The following is a 24,472-nucleotide window of genomic DNA, read 5'->3' as shown; positions in this document are numbered from 1 at the left end:
TACAATGGATTTTCGTTCAGATACCGTAACTAAACCAACTTCGGCAATGCGTCAGGCAATGGCTGAAGCCCCTGTTGGTGATGATGTCTATGGTGACGATCCCACGGTTAACGAGTTAGAACAATGGGCAGCAAAGCGTCACGGTTTTGAAGCTGCCTTATTTACCACATCAGGAACACAAGCCAACCTACTTGGTCTGATGTCGCATTGTGAGCGCGGTGACGAATACCTTTGTGGCCAGCAAGCTCACAACTACAAATACGAGGCAGGCGGCGCAGCGGTCTTGGGCTCAATCCAACCTCAACCGATCGAAAATAATCCTGACGGTAGTTTAGATTTCGCCAAACTTAAAGCTGCGATCAAACCCGATGATTGTCATTTTGCTCGCACTAAGCTCTTAAGCCTTGAAAACACCATTAATGGCAAAGTGCTTCCGCTTAGCTACTTGGCCGAAGCGCGAGAATTTGTCGATACTCACGGTTTGTCTTTGCATTTGGATGGTGCACGCGTCTATAACGCCGCCACCGCACTCGATGTGGATGTTAAAGAGATCGCTCAATATTTTGATTCGATGACGGTATGTTTATCGAAAGGGCTAAGTGCCCCTATCGGTTCACTGCTGCTAGGTAACCACGAATTTATTGCCAAAGCACGTCGATTAAGAAAAATGGTTGGGGGCGGTATGCGCCAAGCCGGCATTCTAGCAGCGGCGGGAAAACTGGCCCTTACCGAGCAGGTTGAACAGTTGAAACTCGATCATCAAAACGCGCAACGCTTAGCTTTGGGTCTTAGTCAAATTGATGGCTTCAAGGTCAACCCCGATCTGGTGCAAACCAATATTGTCTTTGCCAAACTTGATCAACATATCGACATTAATCAAATCGCAGAGCAACTGGCAGAAGATGGAATTACCATTTCTCCGGGAAATCCGATTCGTTTTGTCACCCACAAAGATGTCAGCAGTAACGATATCGATACACTGTTAAGCAAACTTGCGGTGTACTGCAACTAAAAACTATCTTATTGGGATTGAGCTTCCCCTAGGGGGAAGCTTTATTGTTGGGTTAGTGTGACTTATTGAGAATAGATGATAATGATTCGTAGCCTAGTTCTGTTATTTTTTATCCCTTTTGCTACCCTAGCAAATACCTCGTTTGGTGACCCAGAGTTGGGTAAAATCAAAGCGCCAAGCTGTGTGTTCTGTCATGGAACCAATGGTATTGCTACCAACCCAAGCTACCCCAACCTCAACAACCAGAATGCTCAATACCTTTACCAATCAATGCAAGCCTATCAACAAGGTGACCGCCAAGGTCCACTCGCCGAAATGATGGCCGCACAACTGTCACGCTTAAACGACCAAGATTTAAAAGATGTCGCGGCGTATTTTGCCAGTCAAGAATAACAGACCGAGACATTCCCTTCACTGCAGTGGCTGTAATTAGATTTTGGACAACAGTCAATGTGTTCAATCGTGCGAACACGACCACTGCGGACCACAAAAGTATCTTGAATATTAAAAACGATTACAAAAAGATAAAAATATTTATCATTGCTAAGTTTTAAATTTGAACAAGTTGCTTTGAAAGCAAACACTTTAATTATCCAATTGATTTATAAAGAATATTAACATTATTTTATTTCTTATCCGCACTTGATGAAATGAAACTAGTGGCATATATGTTATAAGGCTTATTTCTTAGAAGCGTCTATTTTGAAACTGTAAATTGGAGAATAACATGTGTCATGGTCCTAGTTTAGAAAGTGCGATTCAGAAAAGTGAAGAGGCGAAGAAAGCGGTAAATGAAGCGGTAGCTAAAGCACAAGCGGCTTTAAAAAATACCGAAGAAACGGCCAAGGAGTATATTCAAAGCCATACAAAAGGCATTTTAGAAGTTGAGTCTGTGAATAATCAATCTTACTCAAAGTTTTCAGATGAATTTAACTTAGATGCACTTGATGATGTGGTTGATGGTATTGTGAAAGTCGCACAAGATTACCTGACCTCTGATGAAGATCCTACAAAAGCGGCGGGTATGGCTGCAGACATTGGCTCAGTCATTAAGTCTACGCTTGCCCTAGCTGCCACAAGCTCCAGTACCACTGAAAAACTTCAAGTGGTATTCAACCATATTGTAACTGACGATAAAAACTATGCGGTTTACTACGCTTGCAACTCTATGACTGTGAATGCAGAAAATGCGTGGGGTAATAAAGAGATAACTGTCGTATCCAATATGTACATGTTTGCTGAAGTAGAGCCTAATCCGGAGGTTACTTACGCAAAGATCCTACAAGAAGATCTGGATGCCTTGGATAAGGTGAATAAGCAGTATGACGATGCGATCGTTTCTGCTAACTGTGAAGCTGAACTCGATGCATTAACATTTCGCCAAAACAAGATAAGTATACTGAAAGAAAAAATTGAGAAAGACCTTCACGATCTTGGCACTCCTGCATAACACCCAATTTAAATTTGGATTTTGGTAGAGCGCGCAATTTCTTCGTTTATTGCGTTATTACAACACAGATCCTCATCTGCCAATAAAAAGAGCTGACATTCTCAGCTCTTTTTGTGTTTATGTTCTATAAAGCACTTTCACCACATGCCAGCCAAATTTGGTTTTGACTAGGTGTGGTACTAGCGTCTCGCCCGAGAAACAAACCTTGTCAAATTGAGGCACCATTTGACCGCGACGAAACTCGCCCAAATCGCCTCCGCGCTTGCCAGAAGGACAAGTGGAGTACTTTTTCGCCAACGTTTGAAACTTAGCGCCTTTTTTAAGCTGCTTGATGATGTCTTCAGCCTGCTCTTTATGTTTAACCAATATGTGCAGTGCTGCTGCTGTGTTCGCCATAATTTTTCTCAGTAAAACTTCTAACGGCGCGAATTGTACCCGATTCATCGGCATTTGTTCACTCAAACCGTACGATGATTGCACTGTTTTGCCTTTGTTCCTGACAGTTGACAACAATTTTGATATTACTCCATTGATCATCGACCCAAATCCGTTACCATTTAACTAACTAAGCGGAAAAATGAGCACCTCAATGGCTAAAACAGTAAGTAAGGCAAACCAATCTCAAGGCATGCTGATGTTTACTTTAACCAACAGTAAACAACTTTTTGCAATTGGTACGTTAAAAGTACGAGAGATCGTACCCTATCAGCCTACAACGCAAATTCCGTACTCTCACCACCACGTGATTGGCACTGTAACGATCCGCAACAAAACCATTCCGGTGATCAATATGCCTGCGGCAATTGGCTTTCGTCCAATTCAACCAGAGGAATACAGCTCTTGTTACCTGATCGTCACCGATTGTTTGCGAACGATTGTGGCCTTTATGGTTCGTTCTATCGAAAAAATCATCGACTGTGATTGGAAAACCATTGAATCGGCGCCTAAAACGGCGGGTAATGATGTGTTCGTTACTGGCATAACCCGCTATAATAACCAGATAGTTCAGATGCTTGATGTTGAGTTGTTACTATCCAAAATTTATCCTCAATATGAATCAACCAACATTCCAATGTTGACCGATATTGAGCGCGAGCGCCTAAAAGCACTACGAATTCTCCTTGTTGATGATTCTTCTATCGCTCGTAAACAACTCGCGGATGCACTCGACAGCATTAACATTTCCTACCAAATTTGTAATAACGGTCTTGATGCCTTAACCCTGATGCGACAATGTGCGGCACAAGGACAAGCGATCGATTTATTGGTGAGTGATATTGAAATGCCAGGTCTAGATGGCTATGAATTGGCATTCGAAACACAAAATGAGCGTGAATTGAGCAATAGTTACGTAATATTGCATACGTCATTATCAAGTGAAATTTGTGTCGAACGCGCCCAACAAGTAGGTGCTCATGAAGCACTAGAGAAATTTAACGCCGCCGATTTAATTCAGGCGATGTTGCGCGGCGCCAGTAAATTAGAGCAAGGAAATGTAAGACCCGAAGTGGTCACTGACGAAGGCTAAATAAAAGCCACGCATAAGTTTGCTCAACGAATTGACTGGTTCTACGCTTTAAATGTGCAATTGAACAAAGTCTAGGTAAATTGATAAAAGCAAACTAACTTTAAATCAAACATCTATGCGCAAAATCGGGTAATCTTAGCTCATAGTATGTCTCTTATAGAATGTTCATAGGAAATGACAGACGATTTTAAAAAGTCGACAGCGAATTTACGAAAAGCTGTCCCACTGATGATGAAAAATCACGTAGCGGCTACGCCAGCAAACTATGCCCTTTGGTATACCTACGTAGATAATGCGATTCCCCAGTTAAATAGGGATCTAGATGACGTCATTGACAACTATGGCATTTGCCCACCAGCGGCTGGCCAACAGTTGTATCAAAACTATGTTGCATGTCGCACTGAAACAGACATGCGTGACCTGCGAGCCAACATAGAGATATTGGTCAATGAAGTCTCCAACTCTATGGTAGACACTCTTTCTGATACCTCCCAGTTCTCGCAACTGATTGACAAAAGTTTTGTTGATTTGGCTCGTGTTGAAAATGAAGCCATGTCGATGGAAGAGGTCATGAAGGTTATCCGCCAGTTAGTCTCGGAATCAACTGAAATTCGCCACTCTACGCGCTTTCTAAACAATCAGCTCGAAAACGCAGCTAAAGAGATTAATCATCTCAAAACCCAATTAGCCGTTGTTCAACAAGACGCCTTATTTGATGCCCTAACTAGCTTATACAATCGTCGAGCTTTTGATAGCGACATCAACACGCTATGCCGCGCTGAACAAAAAATGTCTTTGGTACTGGCTGATATTGACCATTTTAAAACCTTTAATGATACCTATGGTCACCTATTTGGTGATACGGTAATCAAAGGCATAGCAAGACGTCTGCAGTTAAGTTGTCGCGATGGCATCCATGCCTATCGTTTTGGCGGTGAAGAATTTGCTCTTATCGTTCCGAATAAATCTTTGCGTATTGCAAGACAATATGGTGAAACTTTACGTCGCTCAGTAGAAAAACTATCGGTCAAAGATCGCCGCACGTCGGAGCAAGTAGGCAATATCACTATCTCTTTGGGTGTCGCTGAGCTTGAGCCTGGCGAGTCGGCAGAATCTTTGATTGAGCGCGCTGACAAATACCTTTATGAAGCAAAACAACTTGGCCGCAACCGAGTCATGCCGATTTAAGTCATCGCTCAAATCATAAAGCTCCAATGCAATGATTGGAGCTTTATGATTTAGCTTAACCGTCACGTGTTATCGTTTCAATCAGCTCTTTCTGAACTTGTTGCGCTTTGTCATTATCAATTTGACAGGTTCCCGCCGCTTTATGACCACCCCCACCGTATTTCAACATCAACTCTCCGACATTGGTTTTAGAGCTGCGATCAAATATTGATTTCCCGGTAGCAAAAACCGTGTTTTGTTTTTGAAAGCCCCACATTTTATGGATTGAGATATTGCACTGCGGATAGAGCGCATAAATCATAAAGCGGTTACCCGCATAGATCACCTCTTCCCCCGTTAAGTCGAGAAATACGAGGTTGTCGTATACTGTGGCACAACGCTGAATTTGCTGCTTAAACAAGTTTTCATGTTCACGATACAGATCAATACGCTCACGCACATCTGGTAAATCGAGTATTTGGTCGATCGAATGGTGTTTACAATACTCGATAAGATCCATCATTAAGTTGTAGTTTGAAATGCGAAACTCTCTAAATCGCCCTAAGCCAGTGCGAGCATCCATTAAAAAGTTAAGTAGGTTCCATCCGGTTGAATCAAGCACTTCATCACGACTAAATTGCGCCGAATCCCCTTTGTCTACCGCTTTCATCATCTCTAACCATTGAGATGGAAAAGTGCTCTCTCCGCCATAATGTTCCCATACCACACGAGCCGCAGAAGGTGCATCAGGGTCGATAATGTGATTGGCACGCTTGTCTTGGTTACGGATAACCTCTGACAAGTGATGATCAAAGACAAGGTGCGCGTGTTCTACGTAAGGCAAGTTGGTTATGATGTCATTAGACGTAATATCTATCACACCATCTTGCATATCTTTAGGGTGTACAAATTTGATATCGTCAATAAGGTCTAGTTGCTTCAACAGTACAGCACACACTAAACCATCAAAGTCACTTCGGGTGACGAGTCGATGTTTTTGATCCGACATTGGCACTTCCTATGCTTGAGCTTGTTATTAATACGGCGATAAACCGAGTTAGCGAAAACTGTGAACAAAACGACAATGACAATATCGCTTTGACATATAACTCATTTAATTTTAGACAGCGCTAATGTTTTAACCAGTTTAAGGCAAAGAAATTATTCGATTATTGCCCATTTCATATTCAACTGAGTAAAACCATCAACTAACAGGGCATGAAAAAAATAGCAATTGAAGTCTTGGTATCAGTTCTCTGGGTCGATACGCCGATTAAGATCCGTTAAGTGCCAGTTAAGCTGCTTTAGATATGTCACACAAACCTGAGTGTCTACCTCTGCGGTCGTATTTTTAACGGCCTGTTCGATCTGTGTCAGTGACTGTTGTATCTGTTTATCGAAGCTCAATATTTTTAGACGTTTTATCGCTTGACGAGCAATCTGATATGGCTGGGCTCTGACTTCGGTCAACGGCCGTTTAAATACACATGCAACGACGCCCTCTAAATAGACCCGGTACGTCGTCAGCTCGTCAAGCAATAGAAACCCGTGCGCTCTTGCGCCATCATGAGGATAAGGCACCGAAAAGTGATGCGACAGTTGATTCGTTATCGAGATATTGAGCTCTAACGTATGACATTGATGCCGCATCGCATTCAACAAACCTTGCTCGGGCATTAGCGTTTCTACTTGGAAAATACGCTGAAGGTGATAATCGTTTGAGAGCAAAGTGAGCGTGAGTGTTTGCTGGTGAAATGAAGTAAGACTCTGTTTTAGTTTACTCGCGGCATTGGCAAGATTCTCAATGGTATTTTGCGATTGATCCTCAAGGAGAATGCGATATGACTCAATAACGCTCAACGGCAGTAACTGTTGTAAATAATCTCGCATCGCCATCGCTTCAGAGACTAGTTGCCCTTGCGTGACTCCCCCACAAAAAATAATGGCTGTCGTCTTGCTATTAAGTGACATCATCTGCTTAGCGAGCGCCTCAACCCGAGAGCGACCTTCAACAGTCAACTGGTCTGAGACTAATCGTTTGCCGAGTACCAATACTACACTATTTATATTCATTAATTATCCATGTCTCAATTATTCCTACTGAGTAACGGAGAAACTGTACAAGCATCGACTTTACCGTTAGCTTAAGCTCGGTTAACATTTTGTTAAATGCAGCGATTCATTACCCGTGGCGCTGCGATCCCCTACAAGAGCCTCAACCAAAGGCCACGACAACAGGAAGTAAGTTTATGCTGTCAATATTTGATATTTTCAAAGTGGGCGTTGGACCTTCAAGTTCACATACTAATGGCCCAATGATCGCAGGCTACCATTTTACACGCTTGCTATCGCCAACGCTGCAACAAGTCCACCGAGTCCAAGTCGATTTGTATGGTTCGTTGTCACTGACAGGACGAGGCCACCATACCGACCGCGCTGTGATCCTCGGTTTACTTGGTAATACACCCGATACAATCAAAATGTCGAGTGCCAAGCAAGCCCTTGCAACAGCCATCGATGAACAACAACTTGTTTTAGCCGGTGAACATCACATCGGCTTTCATTATGACGCTGATATCTTGTTCCATAAAGACAATTTGCCACTGCACGAAAATGGTATGACGATCACCGCCTACGACGACATCGGTGAGCAGCTTTGCTTTGAAACTTACTACTCCATTGGTGGTGGGTTTATTGCTACTGCTAAAGAGTTGACTGAAGGCTCTGGCATCTCGCCTGTCGAGGTGCCTTACCCATTTACCAATGCAGAACAAATGCTTGAGATGGCAGAGCAACATGGTTTTAGTCTTGGTGGCATGATATTACGCAACGAACAGCAGTTTCATGATGATGAAACGATCACGCGAAAAACAGAGCAAATTTGGAAAGTGATGTCACTTTGTATGCAACGCGGATTTGACACAGAAGGCATACTTGAAGGCGGACTCAATGTGACTCGCCGTGCACCAAATCTGCTCAAAAAGCTCGAAGCCAACGCCGCCGTTGAAAACGATCCGATGGAAATTTTAGATTGGATTAATTTGTTTGCTTTTGCCGTGAGCGAAGAGAATGCCGCTGGTGGTCAAGTTGTCACATCACCAACCAATGGAGCCGCTGGTGTTATTCCGGCAGTTCTTATGTACTACCATCGATTTATCAAAGAGTTAGATAACAAGCAGTTGAAAGACTTTTTGGCGGTGGCAGGAGCCATTGGAATTTTGTACAAAACCAACGCTTCTATTTCTGGCGCTGAAGTAGGTTGTCAGGGCGAAATAGGCGTCTCATCCTCAATGGCCGCCGCTGGGCTGACCGCGCTTCGTGGTGGCAGTAATGAACAGATCTGTATCGCTGCTGAAATCGCAATGGAGCACTCGCTTGGCATGACTTGCGATCCCATCGGAGGTCTGGTTCAAGTGCCGTGTATTGAGCGTAACGCGATGGGCGCAATGAAGGCCATCAACGCTTCAAGAATGGCGTTAAAACGTACCAGTAAGTGTTTAATCTCGTTAGATAAGGTGATTGAAACCATGTATCAAACGGGTAAAGACATGAATAAAAAATACCGTGAGACTTCGCTTGGCGGGCTTGCCGTGATCCATATGGCACCACCTTGTGAATAACAAAAAAGGCGTAGCTAACTGCTACGCCTTTTAATTATTACTTCAATTAAACCTTATCGGCGATTGCGAGTGTCGCAGTCAGCACATCTTGACCAAACTTAACACTTCGCTCAGGTGACCAACCATAAAGCGGATCAGGGTACTCATTGTTGTCTTTGAACGGCATTTCGACAGTGTAAGATAGGCATTTAAACTGCTCACCCACCCAGTTAGAACCAACGGTCAAATTTGCTTTACCCGGTTCGTCTTTGTCGTAGCCATGATGATCTTGAAATTCTGGGGTGGCAATGGAAAGCGCCTGTTTAAACGCATTTTCCAAGCTCGCTAAACGTTCATCGTATGAAGGAATACCTTCAGAGCCTGCGACAAAGTTGTATGGGATCGCCTCATCACCATGAATATCCAAAAACATATCTACGCCCGTTTCAAGCATACGTTGACGCACCAAGAACACTTCAGGGCTTTTCTCCATGGAAGGGTTTTGCCACTCACGGTTAAGGTTGACTCCCTGCGCATTGCAACGTAGATGGCCTCGAATTGCACCATCCGGGTTCATATTCGGCACAACGTAAAGTACCGCTTTTTCAAGCAACGCACGCGCACTGGTGTCGTCGAGATCAAGCAAGCGCTGAATAAAACCTTCCATGAACCACTCAGCCATACTTTCGCCTGGGTGTTGACGGGCGATCATCCAGATTTTCTTCTTCCCTTGTTCCGGCTCGCCAAAGGTAAGCAACGACATGTCGTTGCCATCAAGAGTATGACCTAAGGTTTCGAGTTGACAGTGATGAGCACTTTGAGCCAAATGCAACAAGTCCAAATGACGATCGTAAGTATAAGGTGCGAAGTAAGCGAAATAGATAGAGTTACGCTCCGGGATCGCGGTAAAGGTGAGCGTATCGCCATCAAACTCAGCCGGAATTCGGAACCACTCTTCTCTGTCATATGAAGCGACGACATCATAGCCTTTCCATCCATCAGGATAAGCAGAACCTTTAAGATCAAGCAGTGAAATGGTATGTGCTTGCTCTGCTTGCGTCTCTAACCGAAAGTGGAACCATTGATAAAACTCGGACTGGTTATCATTAGGAATTTTTAACTGGATGTTGTCTTTATCTTCAATACTAACAACCTCAATGTTGCCGCTATCAAAGTTACTGAATATCTTCATGTCGTTACATTCCTTATACATAATTGACTTCGATGCCCGAGGCTATCACAAAGCAAGGGCTAAAACATCGGGTTCAGTTTGCCATCGCCGCATAAATCGACCTTACTTATCCGACGCAAACGGTTTAGATCAAGGACATTGTAAAAAATTATGCGAAATTGAGAAAATATGGTGCATCAAGATGACTTTCTGCGATAATTATTTCAATTTATTACATACCAATAATGACGACATTTGTAGACATTAATGCTAAGTCATTATTATTAAGAGAGATTATTATGTGGAACAAGCTCAATAAGTCCATGATGTTCTGCCAAGCCATGTTTGGATTATCCTTTTATGGCGTGATGGTCATACTGACGCGATTCTTCTTAGAAGATCTCGGCTATAGTGAAGCAGAAACCATGATGGTCGTTGGTGCATTTTCTTCCATTGGCCCACTGTTCGCTATCGCTGGCGGTTTTATCGTTGACAAGTTCCTTGGTGCTTATCGCTCACTAACCATCGCCTATGGTACTTTCGCGACGGGTTACGTGTTGCTAGTGCTCGGCGCATCGACAAACAACGTTCCTCTTAGCTTGGTTGGTATAGCGCTTGCCAGTTATGCACGTGGCTTAATGTCTCCTTCTTACCCAAGCCTTTATAAACGTACCTTTTCTTCAGAAGAAGACTTCGAAAACGGTTATCCGGTAAACTACTCCGTAAACAACGTTGGCGCTTTATTGGGTCAATATTTATTCCCAATGTTTGTTTTGGCAATTGGCTTTCACGGCAGCTTTGGGCTTTCCGCATTGATGGCAACATTCGCCTTCATCACGCTTGTCATCTTTAACAAACAATTAGTCGGCACGGCCGCTGACATCGATCAAGCACCAGTTAGCGTAAAGAACTGGTTGGCCTTCCTTACTCTCTCTGCCGCAATGGTTGGGTTAGTCTTTTTTATGTTCTCAAACATGGATATCGGTCAAAACATTGTGTATGCGATTGGCGCTGCGGCGATCTTGTACTTCATCTCTTTGATATTTAAAGCCAGTAAACCCGATGCACTTAAGATGGGCACTATTCTTATCATGACAGTGCTCACTACCTGTTTCTTTGTTTATTACGGTCAGATGATGACGTCCATGACAATGGTGACCATTAATACCATGCGCGGCGATCTTTTTAATCTGATCCCAATTGCACCTGAAGCGTCGATGGCCATGAACCCACTGTGGTGTATCGTTGCAGGGCCTGTTATTGCGGTGACGTTCTCGACACTTGAAAAGAGAGGTATTAACTTCTCCACGGCGACCAAAATCGGCTTTGCCTTTATTTTTACTGCGATCGCGTTTGGTATTTTGACCATGGCAGTGATGAACGTCGGTACTGATGTGGTCATTCGCCCTGAAATCTTCTTGGCAATTCACTTCTTCCAAGCCTTTGCTGAGGTGATTGTCGGTAGTTTGGTTGTCGCCTTTATTCTGTCTGTGGCACCAAAACATATTGAAGGTTTCTCTGTGTCGCTCTTTTCCGTAGCGATGGCGCTAAGTGGCATTGTCGGGGCGGTATTCTCTACCTCTATTGCGTTAGAAAAAGGCCAAGCGATCACTCAAGACATCGTACAAACGGTTTACGGTGAATACTTTCAACTGCTCACCATTTTGGCGGTAGTTATGGTTGCGATTGCACTAGCTTCATCTTTGATCATTCGTAAAATGCTAGAAGCAGCAAGCGCAGGTGAACCACCCGTTGATTTGGTTGCAACGAAAAGTTAATTACATCCTAAGTCACTAACAGATAAACCCAAGCCAAAGCTTGGGTTTATCTTTTTTAGCAAGCGGTACTTAACGATTTAGTTCAGTGGTCGACTCAATGCTTATCGCATCGTGGCGCCAGTACTCGATGACACCATCCATAAGTTCGCCATTTTGGTTGTAATTGAGCCGTTCAATAATCATGGCAGGTGTCCCTGCTGTCGCTCTCAAAGCCTGGCTGATATCACCAAACAAAGAACTCGTGCTAATTCGATAGCGCACCTTCTGATAGACCATATCGTAATGCTGGCGATAAATATCAGTCAGGGAGTTCGACAATTCTAAATCCAATAAATGCCTAAACAGTTCCGGTCGAATGTAATTAATGACATAAGCAACGGGGCGCTGTTCAAGGTAGCGTACACGGTCAACTCGATAGATATCTGAAAATGGCGGAAGATTGAGTAAAGTCGCAGCCTGTTTATTGGCCACCATAGCCTTGGTTGATATTAACTCAATCTTTGGTGTGCGATTTTGCGCCTGAGCCAATTCAGTGAAACTTTGGGTCTGTGTAGGATCATACCTAAGTGTTTGAGGAGAGATGAACCATCCGCGTCGATCTTCTCGATAGATGCGCCCCTCTGACTCAAGTAATGATAGAGCCTCTCTCAATGTCACTCGAGTGGTATTGAACGACTCAGCCAGCTTTCTCTCGGCGGGTAACTTTTGCCTAGGAGCTAACAGACCAGACTCTATTTGCTCAACAATAGCATCTTTAATAATCACATACTGCACAGTCTGTCTGACTCCCAACTCACGCCATGTGGTAGCGATAAATGATTGAGTCAGCAGTGCCTAGTTCAATGATTTAACGCAATAAATTCAGACTTACATTAAACTGAAATGGATCGAATGTCATGAGCGTGACCGAAATTATTGCATCCAACAGACCGCACAAGAAGCACTTTAACGCTGCTTGCATCATGAGTGGTCAACTTATACCGTTATAGAAGCAATCGTCGTCGTTAACACTTGCGCACCATGGTCAGTTAACGCCCAGCAATAAATGATGATATTCAACGCCAACGTTAACCAAAATAGAAACTTGAACCCAAGATCGTGGTATTTGTGGTGCATAAATACTTGTGCACATAAAGCGCCTAACCATCCGCCAAAGATATTCAACATGTGAAACACACTCTCAGGTATGCGCGTTCCTCCTGCGAGCATCGCCTGCTTATCAAACGCGTATCCAATGTACGTAATAGTGCTCATTGCCAAGTAAAAAACACAGGCGATTAAAGGAAAGTCGAGTAGTACAACACTACCGAGTAAAATGCAGCAAAACCACAGGGCAATTGCCAACGAAAAGTTAAACACCAATGGACGTTCAACCTCGACCGCACACATTGCTCCCTTTTCATCTGAGCCTAAACGAAAGATCACTGGCTCACTGATAAAAGGCTCTTTTGCTCCATTTTCTAGGTCACTCGCGTGAAAAAAAACTTTGGTATCTTGGTTGTCGACAGCAATGTAACCATAGCCTTTGCTCTGGTCCCAATGCGCAATCGTCCCTTGAATAGACATATTGCTTCCTTACCTAGCCATGTGCTTTTACAGCATCTTAAATTGTTCACTCAATTAACCATTAGCACACATACAAAACTATGTGCATATTTTGAACAATTAAATGCATTTTTTTGAACTAGAGCACTACTGACAGCTTCTGACACAAGCAGGTAGTAAAGTCGTCATGAAATCAAACCAAAGGGAAATAAAAATGAAAAGTATTGTTGAGATTGTCTGTTTCAAACTTGCTGATAATGCCACCAGTGAAAAACTCATCGCAGCAAGTGAACAAAGTCAGAAATTCGTATCTACACTGCCTGGATTTGAGTATCGTTCGCTGAGCTTCGATAATGACTCAAATACTTGGACAGATGTTGTCTATTGGGATTCGATAGAAAATGCCAAAAAGGCGGGTGAACAATTTGTTGCCTGCCCAGACTGTCAACCTCTGATGGCACTGATTGACCCTGCATCTGTGATAATGCAACATCAAACAATAATGATGTCTGACTTAGCTGCCAAATACCAATAGCTTTGAGCTGGGGGAGCACAACTGACTCCCCCTTTCTCAACACACTTAGGATTAACTGTGAGTAAATCTGAACGATTATTTGAACTCCTCACTCTTTTACGCGCCAAGCGCTTCGCAGTAACTGCCGCCCAATTGGCTGAGCAGATGGAAGTGAGTGAGCGCACGATATACCGAGACATTCAGTCGCTACTTAACTCCGGTGTGCCCATTCAGGGTGAAACAGGTGTTGGTTATATGCTACAAGGAGGCTCACACCTACCGCCGCTGATGTTTACAGAAAAAGAGATGATCGCACTGGAACTAGGTATGCGCATGGTTCGAGCTTGGTCGGATGACGAGTTAGCTCAAGCCAGTAAAACAGCCTCAGTCAAAATTCTCTCTGTGCTACCTGATCAATTGAAAAAGCAGGTCGAAGATTGCTCACTGTTTGTGCCAGATCTACACACTAACTCGGATACGGCAATGCGCAGTAAAATGCTTAGGCATGCCACTGATGCCAAATTGAAAATATTAATGAGCTACCGTGACCTGCAAGACAAAAGAACCAAGCGTAAACTCCAGCCGTTAGGTCAGATTTTTTGGGGGAAAGTTTGGACGCTAGTCGCTTGGTGTGAGCTTCGCGATGACTATCGACATTTTCGTATCGACAGAATAGAGAAACTCAATTTGCTTGATGAAGTGTTCGAAACAACCCAGAACAAGAACTTGGAACACTACATCACCATCAAGACACCAAGGAATTAGTCAGTCAAGTTATCAAAGTCGGCGTAATATTCATCGCCAACTAACACCTATGCTGATCTGAGATTACGCTACAGCACAGTCAACCAGTCGATTGGGAAGTTATGCCAAAATAATATCTTTTAACTCGTGCAACGAGCTAACGGTGTAATTTGGCGAGATATTTGAATCTTGCTCGACGCCCTGATGATTAAGCCAACACGTCTCAATGCCAAAGTTAATGCCACCGAGAATATCGGAATGTTGATTATCACCAACCATTAACACTTTGCTTTTACACGGTGTGCCCATCTTCTCTAATGCATGATTGAATATCGCTTGATCAGGTTTGGCAACCCCCACCTGCTCAGAAATAATTACGTGTTCAAAATAATGCGCCATTTCTGTTCGTTCTAAACGAATCGCCTGAAGCTCGGTAAAGCCATTGGTAATGATCCCCATTTTCGCTCGACCATGAACCGCGTCCATCAACTCCCTCGCTCCAGGCAGTAAGGTACAAATGTCTGCCATCGCTTCTAAAAATGCACTATTAAGCTCGGCTGTCGTCGTCTGAAGCTTTTCAGCCCATTCGATGAAACGGTTGTGTTTAAGCTGATCAGCGGTAATTTTCCCATCCTGATAGTCAACCCACAAAGGTTTATTAATGGTTTGGTAGTCAGCAAAGTCTTGTTGGGTGAATTCAACGCCTTTGCGTGAAAACATCAACTGCATCCCTTTAAAAGCATCAAAATGAAACAGGGTTTCGTCAGCGTCAAACAAGATCCAATCGTACTTCATTTATCTTCTCCTCATTTTTATCGCTTTATTGTAGATTGTTTTCAATTTAATGATAATCTTTAAAAATTGAATTAATTGTTTACTAATAATCAACAATGTACGCATTCTCGTCTATCCCTATATTTATCTCTGTGGTTGAAAATGGCAGTTTTTCTAGTGCAGCCCAACGTTTAAACATCACCAAATCGGCGGTGAGTAAACGTATCACTCAGTTAGAAGATGAACTCGGTATACGTCTCCTTAATCGCACCACCAGAAAACTCAGCTTAACCGAAGCAGGGCAGCGATATTACCAATACGTCATTCAGGCCTATAGCCTTGCACAACAAGGCATCGACGCGGTTACCGAGTTGCAAGGACAGCCCCGTGGCCGCCTAAAATTAACCGCCCCGATGTCTTTTGGTGTATTGCATATTGCACCATTAATCGCAGAGTTTATGGCTTTGTATCCGGAGGTCGATATTGATCTTCAATTGGAAGATAAAATGGTCGATTTAGTCCAGCAAGGGTTTGATTTGGGGATCCGCATTGGTCATCTCCCTTTGTCTAACTTGGTCGCCAAACGACTCGCGCCATGTAAAAGTGTCTTGTGCGCCTCGCCTGACTACCTCAAACATCAAGGCACACCAGTGCGGCCTAGTGATCTATCCCAGCACAACTGCTTGCAGTATAGCTATTACCGTGGTGGCAATGAATGGCGACTTAATACCACCAATCATCAATACAGTGTAATTCCTAAGGGACGTTTGATGGTCAACAATAGTGAAGCCATTCGGCGCGCCGTACTCGCTGGTAGCGGCATTGGCAACTTACCGACCTTTATCGTTGGTAAAGACATTATCGCGGGGGCGATTGACGTCGTTCTACCTAACTACCAACTGCCTGAACACGCAGTCTATGCGGTATTTCCTGAACGTAAACATATGCCTTTGAAGGTGAGGGCTTTTATCGATTTCATCAGCGACAAACTAGGCTCTGATGAACCTTACTGGGATCAATGGATGTGATGCTATGCTCACAATTCAACTCTTAATTCTATTACTCGCTGAATTTAATGACTTAAAACAACTCGCCGAGCCAAAGTGCAATCGACAATAGCGGTACGGATTCAATTCTTAGTCGAGAACATTATGAAACGCTTTTTCCCCTCAAGCATCATGCTGACCCCTTTCTTAGTAAAAAACTACTCCGAAGATCTCGCTGATCTCGGGCAACAAGAGTTTGAACAAACTGATTCAGGCCATGACCAAGACGAAACTGAAGAATGAGAGCCTCATCAGATCGTTGACGAAAAAATTTGGCTAGGATCGACCCCTGAATAAATTAAGGGGAATCAATGATGAAAAAAATCGCTGTGATATTAAGTGGTTCAGGTGTGTTTGATGGCGCAGAAATTCATGAGGCAGTATTAGCCCTGCATGCGATAGAAAAGGGCGGCGCAAGTTGGCACTGCTTTGCTCCCAACATTGACCAGTTACACGTCATTAACCACCAAACTGGCGAAGAGATGGATGAAAAACGCAATGTGTTGATCGAGGCGGCGAGAATCGCCCGCGGCAACATTGAGGATGTCGCCAAGCTCAATGTCGACGAGTATGACGCCCTCTTGCTGCCCGGTGGTTTTGGCGCCGCCAAAAATCTAACCGACTTCGCCGTGAACGGCGCCGAATGCAGTATCAACGCCCATGTCGCCTCAGCATGTCGTGCTTTTGCCCTCGCAAAAAAACCGGCAGGCTATTTGTGCATTGCACCTATCATTATCCCGATGATTTACCCTAACGGAGTAAAAGGTACCGTTGGCAAGGATCAAGCCATCGCCGCCGCTTTCAATCAACTCGGGGGGCAGCATGTCGACTGCGCGGTAGAAGACGTGATTTTCGACCCAGAACATGTGGTTCTCTCAAGCCCCGCTTATATGCTTGCCGAGACGATTTCACAGGCCTCCGCTGGCATCGACAAACTCGTCACTCACCTTGTCGAACTCGCGTAAGTCAAGTACCACAAATAAGCACAAATTTTATTCACTTTTTTATCGCCCTTTGCTTGGTTATTTGAGCAAAGGGTTGCTTTTTCTCGCCACCAAGTTTTGGCTTCATCGGGCCTATCTATCTAAATATGTTGAGAAAACGATTGCGCTAAACCACTAATTATTAACAAGTTTATTCATTAAAACTAACCGTATGAATGAGGATCACACTTCCGATTCTCCCCTCGCCTATTTGCCATCGAATCTTGTCGGAGATCAAATTTCTTGCGCGGATTTTTATGCGAGTCTAATTGCAGAAAGCAAACAATAACGATAACGATAACGGAGCAATCCAATGACAAGTGCATTTTTCATCCCTACTGTTAACCTCATGGGCGCCGGCTGTTTAAAAGACGCCGCAGACAGTATTCAGGCACAAGGCTTTAAAAACGGCCTGATCGTGACCGACAACGTACTCAATCAAATCGGTGTGGTTAAGCAAGTTCAGGACTTGCTAAGCGAACGCGATGTATCGACAGTGGTCTTCGATGGGACTCAACCTAACCCAACCATTGGCAACGTCAACGCTGGCCTTGCACTACTTAAGCAACACCAGTGTGATTTTGTTATCTCGTTGGGTGGAGGTTCACCGCATGACTGCGCTAAAGGGGTCGCTCTAGTCGCCGCCAACGGTGGTCAGATCGGCGATTATGAGGGAGTGGATCAGTCCGCCAAGCCTATGCTTCCGCTGATTGCGATTAACACCACCGCAGGTACTGCTTCAGAAATGACGCGCTTTTGTATTATTACCGATGAAGAGCGCCACATTAAGATGGCCATCGTCGACAAACATACCACGCCACTTATCTCAGTGAACGACCCCGAACTCATGCTGGCCAAACCCGCTTCGTTAACAGCGGCAACTGGCATGGATGCATTGACACACGCCATAGAAGCCTATGTTTCGATTGCAGCGACGCCGATTACCGATGCGGTGGCTATTAAGGCGATAGAGTTGATCCAAGCTCACCTTCGCACTGCCGTCGCTAACGGTGACGACATTGAAGCGCGCGAGCAAATGGCCTATGCCCAATTTATGGCAGGCATGGCGTTTAACAACGCGTCACTTGGCTATGTCCACGCCATGGCGCACCAGTTGGGCGGCTTCTATGACTTACCACACGGTGTGTGTAACGCGATTTTACTGCCTCACGTTCAGCGCTATAACGCTCAAGTGTGTCCAGAACGCCTGCGCGACGTTGCCAAAGCCATGGGGGTAAATGTCGCGGGAATGACGCCAGAGCAAGGTGCAGATGCCGCCATTAGTGCCATTGTCACCCTCGCGAAAGATGTCGGTATACCAAATGGTATCGAGCAGCTTGGTGCAAAACTTGAAGATATTCCGACCCTAGCGGATAACGCACTCAAAGATGCGTGCGGCTTTACCAACCCGAAGCAAGCGACTCGCGACGAAATCTCCGCGATCTTCCAAGCCGCTATGTAGAGGTGCTTTCGATTTCCTTGCAGTTCTAGCCTCCTTCGGGAGGCTTTTTGTACTTTCCCTCGTTAAATTACGTACTACACTTGTACAACAAACGGAGGTGTACAATGAAATCGATACTTGGGCTTTGCTTGCTAGCTGTTTCATCGCTCACATGGGCGGGTGAAAATAGAGTTTACAATGTAAATGGTAATGAATACGAGGGTTACTGGGCGAAAGTCAGTGATGATGCACCACTCGTATTGTTGATTCACGATTGGGACGGCTTGACTGACTATGAAGTGAAACGAGCGCAAATGCTCAATGAAATGGGTTATAACGTTTTCGCCGCCGATCTTTTTGGTAAAGGCGTACGTCCGACTGAAGTTAAAGACAAGAAACAACACACTGGCGAGTTGTACCAAGACAGAGCCAAATTGCGCGCTCTAATGCAAGGTAGCTTAGATTTTGCCGCAAGTTTAGGGGCAAATGCCGACAACGCCGTTGTAATGGGATACTGTTTCGGTGGTGCTGCGGTCCTCGAGTCTGCGCGAGCTGGAATGCAGGCCAAAGGGTTTGTTACTTTTCATGGTGGCCTGAGTACACCTGAAGGGCAAGATTATCAGATGACCAAAGCACCAATTATGGTCTTGCACGGCACCGCTGACAGCGCGATTTCTATGTCAGATTTTGCCTCGTTGGCAGAGCAGCTTGAGACCGCACAAGTCAGCCATGAGATGATAACCTACAGCGGCGCACCACACGCCTTTACCGTCTTTGGCAGTCCTCGTTATCGTCAAGATGCCGATGAAAAATCGTGGGCAAGCTTTTCCCAGTTCTTAACGGCCACAACTCGGTAAGATAGCGCTTCGCGATATTGGTAAGAACGTAAAGCCCCAAGTCTGAAGACCTGGGGCTTTAGCGATTATTTGTTGTTATGATTATTTGCGCTTACGGCGCGTTATCGACTTCTATCGGTAAGTAATGTTTGGGTTCAAGCTTTAACCATTCAGGTAAAACGGTACCAATTGATATCGAAGACCAAGTGCCCGACAAAATACCGATAAACATAGCAATAGCAAACCCTTGTAAGGCACTACCCCCTAAAACCCATAGTGCAGAGACCGTCATCAAAGTCGTACCCGACGTCACCATAGTTCGTGAAAAGGTCGCCAATATAGCTTGGTCATTGATCTCCTCAGTAGGTAACGCCTGCTTCGCCACCAATAATTCTCGGATCCGATCGGCGATGATTATTGAGTCATTGAGGGAGTAACCAAGAATCGCCAGTATTGCGGCAAACACCGTTAAATTGAATTCCATCTGTGTTGCAGCAAAAAAGCCCAGTACCAACACCACATCGTGCACCAATGCTAGTAGAGATCCGCTTGCTAGTCGCCACTCAAAACGAAAACAGAGATAAGCTAAGATCGATAACATCGAAATCAACAGTGCAAGACCACCTTGATCTATTAGGTCTTCGCCAACCTGAGAACCAACCATACTATTGCTGATAACCTCGACTTGTTGAGAGATCGTTGTGAGCAATTGCGTTAAATCCGCACCCTGCTCGCCCGGCTGAGGAACGGGATAGCGCACCACCCAACGCCCATCTTGGTCAGAGTGCGTTACGTTAGTAAACGGCCCTAGTTCTGGTTGCAAAACCTCAACCATTTGTGTGTGCGTCAGTTGATCGTCAACTTTGACTTCTGTGACCATACCACCGGTGAAATCAAGCCCTAGATTTAATCCATTGATGGACAGTGCGATTAACGAAACAACCATTAAGGCCAACGAAACAAAACTGGTAATGTAACGAATACGACGGATACGTTGTTTAAAAAATTCGACCATGACTTAAACCCTTACATCGCGACGCGCATCGCGTCCCCAAACCAAATTGATGATTGCTCGCGAGGCAAATAAGCCACTGAACATGCTGGTTAACAAACCTAGCCCAAGCGTTAAAGCAAAACCTTGAATCGGGCCATTACCAATTGAATAGAGCACCACAGCCGTAATCATAGTGGTAATGTTGGCATCTAAAATGGTACTGAGTGCGCTATCAAAGCCAAGATCGATAGACTGAGCGAATGTACGCCCTTCTGCCAGTTTGTCTTTAATCCGCTCAAATATCAGAACATTAGTATCGACTGCCATACCGACGGTCAACACTAAACCAGCGATACCAGGTAAGGTCAGTACAGCGCCAGGCAGCAAGGCAATTAAGCCAAGCAAACAAGCCATGTTCACTAACAGCGCAACATTGGCAACCCAGCCTAAACGGCGATACCATAACGCCATGAAAGTTAACGTCATCGCTAAACCTAACGCCAAAGCAGCAAAGCCGTTTTGAATATTCTCCGCGCCAAGTGAAGCGCCAATGGTGCGCTCTTCAACGATGGTAACAGGTGCGGTCAGTGAACCTGCACGCAACAGCAACGATAAGTTTTGTGCATCTTCCATTGAACCCGCCCCTGTGATTCGGAACTGGCTACCGAGCTGAGACTGGATGGTTGCAATACTAATGACTCGTTCACTACGTTCTGTTTCACCTTGGGCATTGGTGGTGTATTCACGATAAACAGTCGCCATCGGTTTACCGATATGATCGGCAGAGAAATCACTCATGATCTTCCCTCCCGCATGGTCGAGGGAAATATTCACCTCAGAAAAGCCCATTTTATCCATCCCAGCGCGCGCATTAATGATGTGTTCACCCGTTAATACTGGACGCTTGGCCAAAGTCACATCCATTCCTTCGTTGTTCTTTAGCACCACATCACCATACGCTTTGCTGTCAGACGGTGTGCGTGCTTCATGGAATGCTAAACTTGCGGTCGCTCCTATAACGTTTTTGGCTAGCGAAGGATCTTGAACACCCGGCAGCTCAATACGTATGCTGTGCTCACCTTGTCGCTGAACTAACGCTTCGGTAATGCCAAGCTCTTCAATGCGGCCACGCATGATCTTCAAGTTCTGCTGCAAAGTGACCGATTGAAACTCACTCTTGTTCTCAACCGTTGGTTTTACCACGAGAGAATCTGAGTGACGTTTGATATCCCAACCGCCATAGTTGTGGTTTAAAAACTGCGTAACCTGGCTAAGCGCTTTTTGATCATTTGACTTAATTTCAAATGCTTCAGAACCGACTAACGTGATTTGTACACTGCGTAATCGCTCTTGACGCAGGAAGTCTCGCGTCTCTTCTGTCAAGCTATTACGTTGATCTTCAAACGCTTTGTCGATATCAACATTGAGTAAAAACTGCACTCCCCCACGTAAATCTAAACCCAACTTAATTGGACTAAAACCAAAATCAGACAGCCATGTCGGAGCAACAGACACGTAGGAAAAGGTAATCGAGTCATCTGGCCGCAGCAATGTATCAAGCAATTGCCGCGCTTGTGTTTGGTCCGTTTCATTGTCAAACACCAACGTCGTCAGAGTACCCTTTTGCTCAATTTGACTGGTTTGGACATCGTGTTGTTGTAGGTAATGATTTAGCTCGGTGACATCATTCAACACTGAGTGTTCTGCATCAGGTGACACTGTCACTTGTATCGATGGTTTTTCACCATACCATGTTGGAATAGCACTTAAGGTCAGCATCACCACAGTGACAATTAATACCACGTACTTCCAAACAGAATAGTGGTTCATCAGGCGCGCAGATTTGGCCTGTTTCGCAGGATTCATTTTTTTCATATTTCTTAACTTAACGGGGCGCGGTGTAACTACGCCTAAAAATCACAGTGATGGCTAAAACCATCAGTAAAGTCAGTTAACAAATAGGAGTAAATTGGCTATTGAGAGCAACGTACAAGGCGTTGGATTCTTTCCAGCCTGAGATACGATAAGAAGATGGGTAGCGAGCGGCCTGAGCTAAGTACTGCTCGACGCGCGGTAATTTGTTGTAAAGGTGATATAACGGAACTGCTGCTGATTCAACGTTAGGCAAGTCACCATTTGATGATGATTCGCCCTCAGCAAAATGACGGTTGCCATTGAGCCATCGGTGACCATGAATAATCGCCAGCCAATCTTGAGAAACTTCAGATTGAGTAACAGGCTCAGACTCTGGCTGCTGCTTAACCTTATCAAACAGCGCTTGAACAGCTTGGTGTGTGTAGAGAGTCTGAGCGTTAGTGCCACTATTTAACCGTGCAGAAACTTCCGATTCGGCTTGCAATAAATAGCCAAAGGCTTGCGTTGGAAGCACCATCGCAAACATAAATAGCCAAATAATAGAAGTAAGCCGTTGAAACATTAACACGCCAAATAGTCAATAACAGCGTGATAGTAGAACTAAGATAAAACACAGGCAACTAAAAATTTCTAAAAGCTCAGTTTGTATTTAGGTCTACGCGGTTATTGCTCTAATAAACAGTCACTAACGATAAAAGATTTTTCCGGTACGAATATTTAAGTAAATCTTATTGGCTTGCTTGAGACCACCACAATAAACAAAGTAAGCCTCTTGCTCGCTAAACGTTACTGAGCGAATCCACCCTTTGGTCTCTTCAAAATCTAATGGCGTACAAGTGCCATCTTTGATCAATTGGTCGGTGGTACTAATAAACATTTCAAAGTGCTGCTTGAAATCATCTGAGTCTTCAATATATTCACTCAGCGTTGTCATGCGCTCTTTTTTAGTAATGGTGGGAGGCACTTCGAGTAACGCTTCCATTGGCACCCACTCTGCGACTTCTGGGCCGCCTTCTTCATAAACAAAGTAAGCAGAAATGCGTCCCCAACCGTCTTTTTTCTCTAAAATATGTAACTTATCACCCCGATACACCACGCTCTCGATAAACGCGTCGTAGTCTGGAGCCTCACGTACGCCAAGTTTATCTGGATTTACATAGTAATCAGTTTGAGGCGGCGGTGGTGGTGGCTCTGGCTCATCTTCAAGAATAACAAGCGGTACTACCGGCTCTTCTTGCGCCTGTGCTTGCTCCAATGCCAATGCATCTTGCTGCGGCTTGTAGTAAAAGATGTAGTAGCCAGCACCTGCGCAGGCAACGCCGAGCAACAGTAAAACCGCCATTATGACCTTTTTCATATTCGTCTCATTCTTTTCCTATACTTATCGAGTGACGACCAAAACAGCTATCGCAATGAAATGGCACTACATTATTATAACGGCAGCCCTGCTAATCACTTTACCTTTTCAGTTGAGTGCAGCCCATTGTGACGAATATTCATGGAACCGCTCCCTCAAACTTCAGCAAACCCTTGATAGCAAGTACAACCAGCATGCTCGAAGATACAATCAGTTTCTTGCCTTTCATCGCGAACAACCTTTCCTCTACCAAGAGTTTAGTCGAGAAGAAATTCGCAGCTTTTGGCGAAGCAATAAACACCTCTTTCATTCCAGTATGAACGCCCAAATATCCGCGTCCCAATCAGTGGTCAATCGCATCGAACAAGAACGGAGTGAGCTTGCGCCTTTAATCGAGCAAGTGGCTGACCAACAGCGACGTTGGCGAGCAATAAGTAAACACTGTCAGCAGGTCGACAATCAAAGTAATGCAATAACGAGCCTCAACTACTCACAGCTTAATAAAGCGTTAAGCAAGCAAATTGAAGACTTACTCACTAAACTCATTGCCTTACAGCTGAGATATCAAAACGAAATTGAAGCGCTTGAGCAAGCGAAACAACAGCCTGACAAAAATTGACATCAATAATCATTTGCATTTAATTGGCGGCACGATTAA

The 24,472-nt window shown here is 44.5% G+C and carries 26 protein-coding genes; 15 read left to right on the top strand and 11 right to left on the bottom strand.

The features are described from left to right. Window positions 1-4 precede the first annotated feature (4 nt). From ltaE to ViNHUV68_RS17410, 3 genes are all read left to right on the top strand, one after another. The gene (gene ltaE, locus ViNHUV68_RS17420; protein ID WP_038177305.1) at window positions 5-1,012 is read left to right on the top strand and encodes a low-specificity L-threonine aldolase; all 1,008 of its coding nucleotides are present in this window, start codon (window positions 5-7) and stop codon (window positions 1,010-1,012) included. 81 nt (window positions 1,013-1,093) lie between these two features. Then, on the top strand, window positions 1,094-1,405 hold the full coding sequence (locus ViNHUV68_RS17415; RefSeq protein WP_391091863.1) for a c-type cytochrome: 312 nt from the start codon (window positions 1,094-1,096) through the stop codon (window positions 1,403-1,405). Window positions 1,406-1,739: 334 nt separating this feature from the next. After that, the gene (locus ViNHUV68_RS17410) at window positions 1,740-2,462 is read left to right on the top strand and encodes a hypothetical protein (protein WP_038177306.1); all 723 of its coding nucleotides are present in this window, start codon (window positions 1,740-1,742) and stop codon (window positions 2,460-2,462) included. Window positions 2,463-2,579: 117 nt separating this feature from the next. Here ViNHUV68_RS17410 and ppiC read toward each other — a convergent pair whose 3' ends face one another. Next, a complete protein-coding gene (ppiC, locus tag ViNHUV68_RS17405) occupies window positions 2,580-2,858 on the bottom strand; it encodes a peptidylprolyl isomerase PpiC (RefSeq protein WP_038177557.1) in 279 nt (92 codons plus the stop codon). A gap of 193 nt (window positions 2,859-3,051) precedes the next feature. Between ppiC and ViNHUV68_RS17400 the strand changes: the two genes are divergently transcribed. Further along, window positions 3,052-3,990 carry a chemotaxis protein gene (locus tag ViNHUV68_RS17400; RefSeq protein WP_038177308.1) on the top strand — a complete coding sequence of 313 codons (939 nt, stop codon included), beginning with the start codon at window positions 3,052-3,054 and terminating at the stop codon, window positions 3,988-3,990. Between the two features lie 174 nt (window positions 3,991-4,164). After that, window positions 4,165-5,178, top strand: a complete 1,014-nt coding sequence (locus ViNHUV68_RS17395) for a GGDEF domain-containing protein (RefSeq protein WP_038177309.1) — start codon at window positions 4,165-4,167, stop codon at window positions 5,176-5,178. 55 nt (window positions 5,179-5,233) lie between these two features. On the opposite strand, the gene ViNHUV68_RS17390 is transcribed toward ViNHUV68_RS17395, so the two are convergent. Both ViNHUV68_RS17390 and ViNHUV68_RS17385 read right to left on the bottom strand, forming a co-directional pair. Beyond that, window positions 5,234-6,166, bottom strand: coding sequence for an exopolyphosphatase (locus ViNHUV68_RS17390; protein WP_038177310.1), 933 nt, complete (start codon window positions 6,164-6,166; stop codon window positions 5,234-5,236). Between the two features lie 239 nt (window positions 6,167-6,405). Then, window positions 6,406-7,230: an ElyC/SanA/YdcF family protein gene (locus ViNHUV68_RS17385; RefSeq protein WP_391091802.1), complete on the bottom strand. Its 825-nt coding sequence runs from the start codon at window positions 7,228-7,230 to the stop codon at window positions 6,406-6,408. Window positions 7,231-7,406: 176 nt separating this feature from the next. Between ViNHUV68_RS17385 and ViNHUV68_RS17380 the strand changes: the two genes are divergently transcribed. Beyond that, window positions 7,407-8,777: an L-serine ammonia-lyase gene (locus ViNHUV68_RS17380; RefSeq protein WP_391091801.1), complete on the top strand. Its 1,371-nt coding sequence runs from the start codon at window positions 7,407-7,409 to the stop codon at window positions 8,775-8,777. A gap of 46 nt (window positions 8,778-8,823) precedes the next feature. On the opposite strand, the gene ViNHUV68_RS17375 is transcribed toward ViNHUV68_RS17380, so the two are convergent. After that, window positions 8,824-9,948 (bottom strand): M14-type cytosolic carboxypeptidase, encoded by a 1,125-nt coding sequence (locus tag ViNHUV68_RS17375; protein ID WP_391091800.1) that lies wholly within the window; start codon window positions 9,946-9,948, stop codon window positions 8,824-8,826. Between the two features lie 278 nt (window positions 9,949-10,226). Here ViNHUV68_RS17375 and ViNHUV68_RS17370 point away from each other — a divergent pair, with 278 nt between their 5' ends. After that, window positions 10,227-11,705 (top strand): peptide MFS transporter, encoded by a 1,479-nt coding sequence (locus ViNHUV68_RS17370; RefSeq protein WP_038177316.1) that lies wholly within the window; start codon window positions 10,227-10,229, stop codon window positions 11,703-11,705. 69 nt (window positions 11,706-11,774) lie between these two features. Here ViNHUV68_RS17370 and phnR read toward each other — a convergent pair whose 3' ends face one another. Next, window positions 11,775-12,479, bottom strand: a complete 705-nt coding sequence (phnR, locus tag ViNHUV68_RS17365) for a phosphonate utilization transcriptional regulator PhnR (protein WP_391091799.1) — start codon at window positions 12,477-12,479, stop codon at window positions 11,775-11,777. A gap of 201 nt (window positions 12,480-12,680) precedes the next feature. Beyond that, entirely contained in the window at window positions 12,681-13,271 is a 591-nt protein-coding gene (locus ViNHUV68_RS17360) for a DUF1294 domain-containing protein (RefSeq protein ID WP_391091798.1), read from the bottom strand. A 193-nt stretch (window positions 13,272-13,464) separates the two neighbouring features. On the opposite strand from ViNHUV68_RS17360, the gene ViNHUV68_RS17355 reads away from it, so the two are divergent. Both ViNHUV68_RS17355 and ViNHUV68_RS17350 read left to right on the top strand, forming a co-directional pair. Continuing rightward, window positions 13,465-13,785 (top strand): hypothetical protein, encoded by a 321-nt coding sequence (locus ViNHUV68_RS17355; RefSeq protein ID WP_391091797.1) that lies wholly within the window; start codon window positions 13,465-13,467, stop codon window positions 13,783-13,785. Between the two features lie 57 nt (window positions 13,786-13,842). After that, a complete protein-coding gene (locus ViNHUV68_RS17350; RefSeq protein ID WP_391091796.1) occupies window positions 13,843-14,529 on the top strand; it encodes a WYL domain-containing protein in 687 nt (228 codons plus the stop codon). Between the two features lie 99 nt (window positions 14,530-14,628). On the opposite strand, the gene yjjG is transcribed toward ViNHUV68_RS17350, so the two are convergent. Further along, the gene (yjjG, locus tag ViNHUV68_RS17345) at window positions 14,629-15,303 is read right to left on the bottom strand and encodes a pyrimidine 5'-nucleotidase (protein ID WP_391091795.1); all 675 of its coding nucleotides are present in this window, start codon (window positions 15,301-15,303) and stop codon (window positions 14,629-14,631) included. Window positions 15,304-15,398: 95 nt separating this feature from the next. Here yjjG and ViNHUV68_RS17340 point away from each other — a divergent pair, with 95 nt between their 5' ends. From ViNHUV68_RS17340 to ViNHUV68_RS17320, 5 genes are all read left to right on the top strand, one after another. Then, window positions 15,399-16,310, top strand: coding sequence for a LysR substrate-binding domain-containing protein (locus ViNHUV68_RS17340; protein ID WP_391091794.1), 912 nt, complete (start codon window positions 15,399-15,401; stop codon window positions 16,308-16,310). Window positions 16,311-16,385: 75 nt separating this feature from the next. Then, the gene (locus ViNHUV68_RS17335; protein WP_391091793.1) at window positions 16,386-16,571 is read left to right on the top strand and encodes a hypothetical protein; all 186 of its coding nucleotides are present in this window, start codon (window positions 16,386-16,388) and stop codon (window positions 16,569-16,571) included. 71 nt (window positions 16,572-16,642) lie between these two features. Beyond that, window positions 16,643-17,293 carry an isoprenoid biosynthesis glyoxalase ElbB gene (gene elbB, locus ViNHUV68_RS17330; RefSeq protein ID WP_391091862.1) on the top strand — a complete coding sequence of 217 codons (651 nt, stop codon included), beginning with the start codon at window positions 16,643-16,645 and terminating at the stop codon, window positions 17,291-17,293. Window positions 17,294-17,624: 331 nt separating this feature from the next. After that, window positions 17,625-18,773, top strand: a complete 1,149-nt coding sequence (gene yiaY, locus ViNHUV68_RS17325; protein ID WP_391091792.1) for an L-threonine dehydrogenase — start codon at window positions 17,625-17,627, stop codon at window positions 18,771-18,773. A gap of 104 nt (window positions 18,774-18,877) precedes the next feature. Beyond that, window positions 18,878-19,609: a dienelactone hydrolase family protein gene (locus ViNHUV68_RS17320; protein WP_391091791.1), complete on the top strand. Its 732-nt coding sequence runs from the start codon at window positions 18,878-18,880 to the stop codon at window positions 19,607-19,609. 91 nt (window positions 19,610-19,700) lie between these two features. On the opposite strand, the gene secF is transcribed toward ViNHUV68_RS17320, so the two are convergent. The 4 genes from secF to ViNHUV68_RS17300 form a co-directional block, all read right to left on the bottom strand. After that, the gene (gene secF / locus ViNHUV68_RS17315) at window positions 19,701-20,603 is read right to left on the bottom strand and encodes a protein translocase subunit SecF (RefSeq protein ID WP_038177325.1); all 903 of its coding nucleotides are present in this window, start codon (window positions 20,601-20,603) and stop codon (window positions 19,701-19,703) included. 3 nt (window positions 20,604-20,606) lie between these two features. Beyond that, on the bottom strand, window positions 20,607-22,457 hold the full coding sequence (secD, locus tag ViNHUV68_RS17310) for a protein translocase subunit SecD (protein ID WP_391091790.1): 1,851 nt from the start codon (window positions 22,455-22,457) through the stop codon (window positions 20,607-20,609). A gap of 76 nt (window positions 22,458-22,533) precedes the next feature. Further along, complete coding sequence (locus ViNHUV68_RS17305) at window positions 22,534-23,019, bottom strand: hypothetical protein (protein WP_391091789.1); 486 nt, start codon at window positions 23,017-23,019, stop codon at window positions 22,534-22,536. 123 nt (window positions 23,020-23,142) lie between these two features. Continuing rightward, entirely contained in the window at window positions 23,143-23,814 is a 672-nt protein-coding gene (locus ViNHUV68_RS17300) for a hypothetical protein (protein WP_391091788.1), read from the bottom strand. A gap of 55 nt (window positions 23,815-23,869) precedes the next feature. Here ViNHUV68_RS17300 and ViNHUV68_RS17295 point away from each other — a divergent pair, with 55 nt between their 5' ends. Further along, entirely contained in the window at window positions 23,870-24,433 is a 564-nt protein-coding gene (locus ViNHUV68_RS17295; RefSeq protein ID WP_391091787.1) for a hypothetical protein, read from the top strand. Window positions 24,434-24,472: the final 39 nt, after the last annotated feature.

The organism is Vibrio sp. NH-UV-68 (assembly GCF_042940635.1).
GTDB classification, from domain to species: Bacteria; Pseudomonadota; Gammaproteobacteria; order Enterobacterales; family Vibrionaceae; genus Vibrio; species Vibrio pacinii.
This window is presented reverse-complemented; position numbering and strand designations above follow the sequence as displayed.

Coding starts and splice junctions, on each gene's coding strand:
- ltaE (WP_038177305.1), top strand. CDS start 5: ATGGATTTTCGTTCAGATACCGTAACTAAACCAACTTCGGCAATGCGT.
- ViNHUV68_RS17415 (WP_391091863.1), top strand. CDS start 1,094: ATGATTCGTAGCCTAGTTCTGTTATTTTTTATCCCTTTTGCTACCCTA.
- ViNHUV68_RS17410 (WP_038177306.1), top strand. CDS start 1,740: ATGTGTCATGGTCCTAGTTTAGAAAGTGCGATTCAGAAAAGTGAAGAG.
- ppiC (WP_038177557.1), bottom strand. CDS start 2,858: ATGGCGAACACAGCAGCAGCACTGCACATATTGGTTAAACATAAAGAG.
- ViNHUV68_RS17400 (WP_038177308.1), top strand. CDS start 3,052: ATGGCTAAAACAGTAAGTAAGGCAAACCAATCTCAAGGCATGCTGATG.
- ViNHUV68_RS17395 (WP_038177309.1), top strand. CDS start 4,165: ATGACAGACGATTTTAAAAAGTCGACAGCGAATTTACGAAAAGCTGTC.
- ViNHUV68_RS17390 (WP_038177310.1), bottom strand. CDS start 6,166: ATGTCGGATCAAAAACATCGACTCGTCACCCGAAGTGACTTTGATGGT.
- ViNHUV68_RS17385 (WP_391091802.1), bottom strand. CDS start 7,230: ATGAATATAAATAGTGTAGTATTGGTACTCGGCAAACGATTAGTCTCA.
- ViNHUV68_RS17380 (WP_391091801.1), top strand. CDS start 7,407: ATGCTGTCAATATTTGATATTTTCAAAGTGGGCGTTGGACCTTCAAGT.
- ViNHUV68_RS17375 (WP_391091800.1), bottom strand. CDS start 9,948: ATGAAGATATTCAGTAACTTTGATAGCGGCAACATTGAGGTTGTTAGT.
- ViNHUV68_RS17370 (WP_038177316.1), top strand. CDS start 10,227: ATGTGGAACAAGCTCAATAAGTCCATGATGTTCTGCCAAGCCATGTTT.
- ViNHUV68_RS17360 (WP_391091798.1), bottom strand. CDS start 13,271: ATGTCTATTCAAGGGACGATTGCGCATTGGGACCAGAGCAAAGGCTAT.
- ViNHUV68_RS17355 (WP_391091797.1), top strand. CDS start 13,465: ATGAAAAGTATTGTTGAGATTGTCTGTTTCAAACTTGCTGATAATGCC.
- yjjG (WP_391091795.1), bottom strand. CDS start 15,303: ATGAAGTACGATTGGATCTTGTTTGACGCTGACGAAACCCTGTTTCAT.
- ViNHUV68_RS17340 (WP_391091794.1), top strand. CDS start 15,399: ATGTACGCATTCTCGTCTATCCCTATATTTATCTCTGTGGTTGAAAAT.
- elbB (WP_391091862.1), top strand. CDS start 16,643: ATGAAAAAAATCGCTGTGATATTAAGTGGTTCAGGTGTGTTTGATGGC.
- yiaY (WP_391091792.1), top strand. CDS start 17,625: ATGACAAGTGCATTTTTCATCCCTACTGTTAACCTCATGGGCGCCGGC.
- ViNHUV68_RS17320 (WP_391091791.1), top strand. CDS start 18,878: ATGAAATCGATACTTGGGCTTTGCTTGCTAGCTGTTTCATCGCTCACA.
- secF (WP_038177325.1), bottom strand. CDS start 20,603: ATGGTCGAATTTTTTAAACAACGTATCCGTCGTATTCGTTACATTACC.
- secD (WP_391091790.1), bottom strand. CDS start 22,457: ATGAAAAAAATGAATCCTGCGAAACAGGCCAAATCTGCGCGCCTGATG.
- ViNHUV68_RS17305 (WP_391091789.1), bottom strand. CDS start 23,019: ATGTTTCAACGGCTTACTTCTATTATTTGGCTATTTATGTTTGCGATG.
- ViNHUV68_RS17300 (WP_391091788.1), bottom strand. CDS start 23,814: ATGAAAAAGGTCATAATGGCGGTTTTACTGTTGCTCGGCGTTGCCTGC.
- ViNHUV68_RS17295 (WP_391091787.1), top strand. CDS start 23,870: ATGAAATGGCACTACATTATTATAACGGCAGCCCTGCTAATCACTTTA.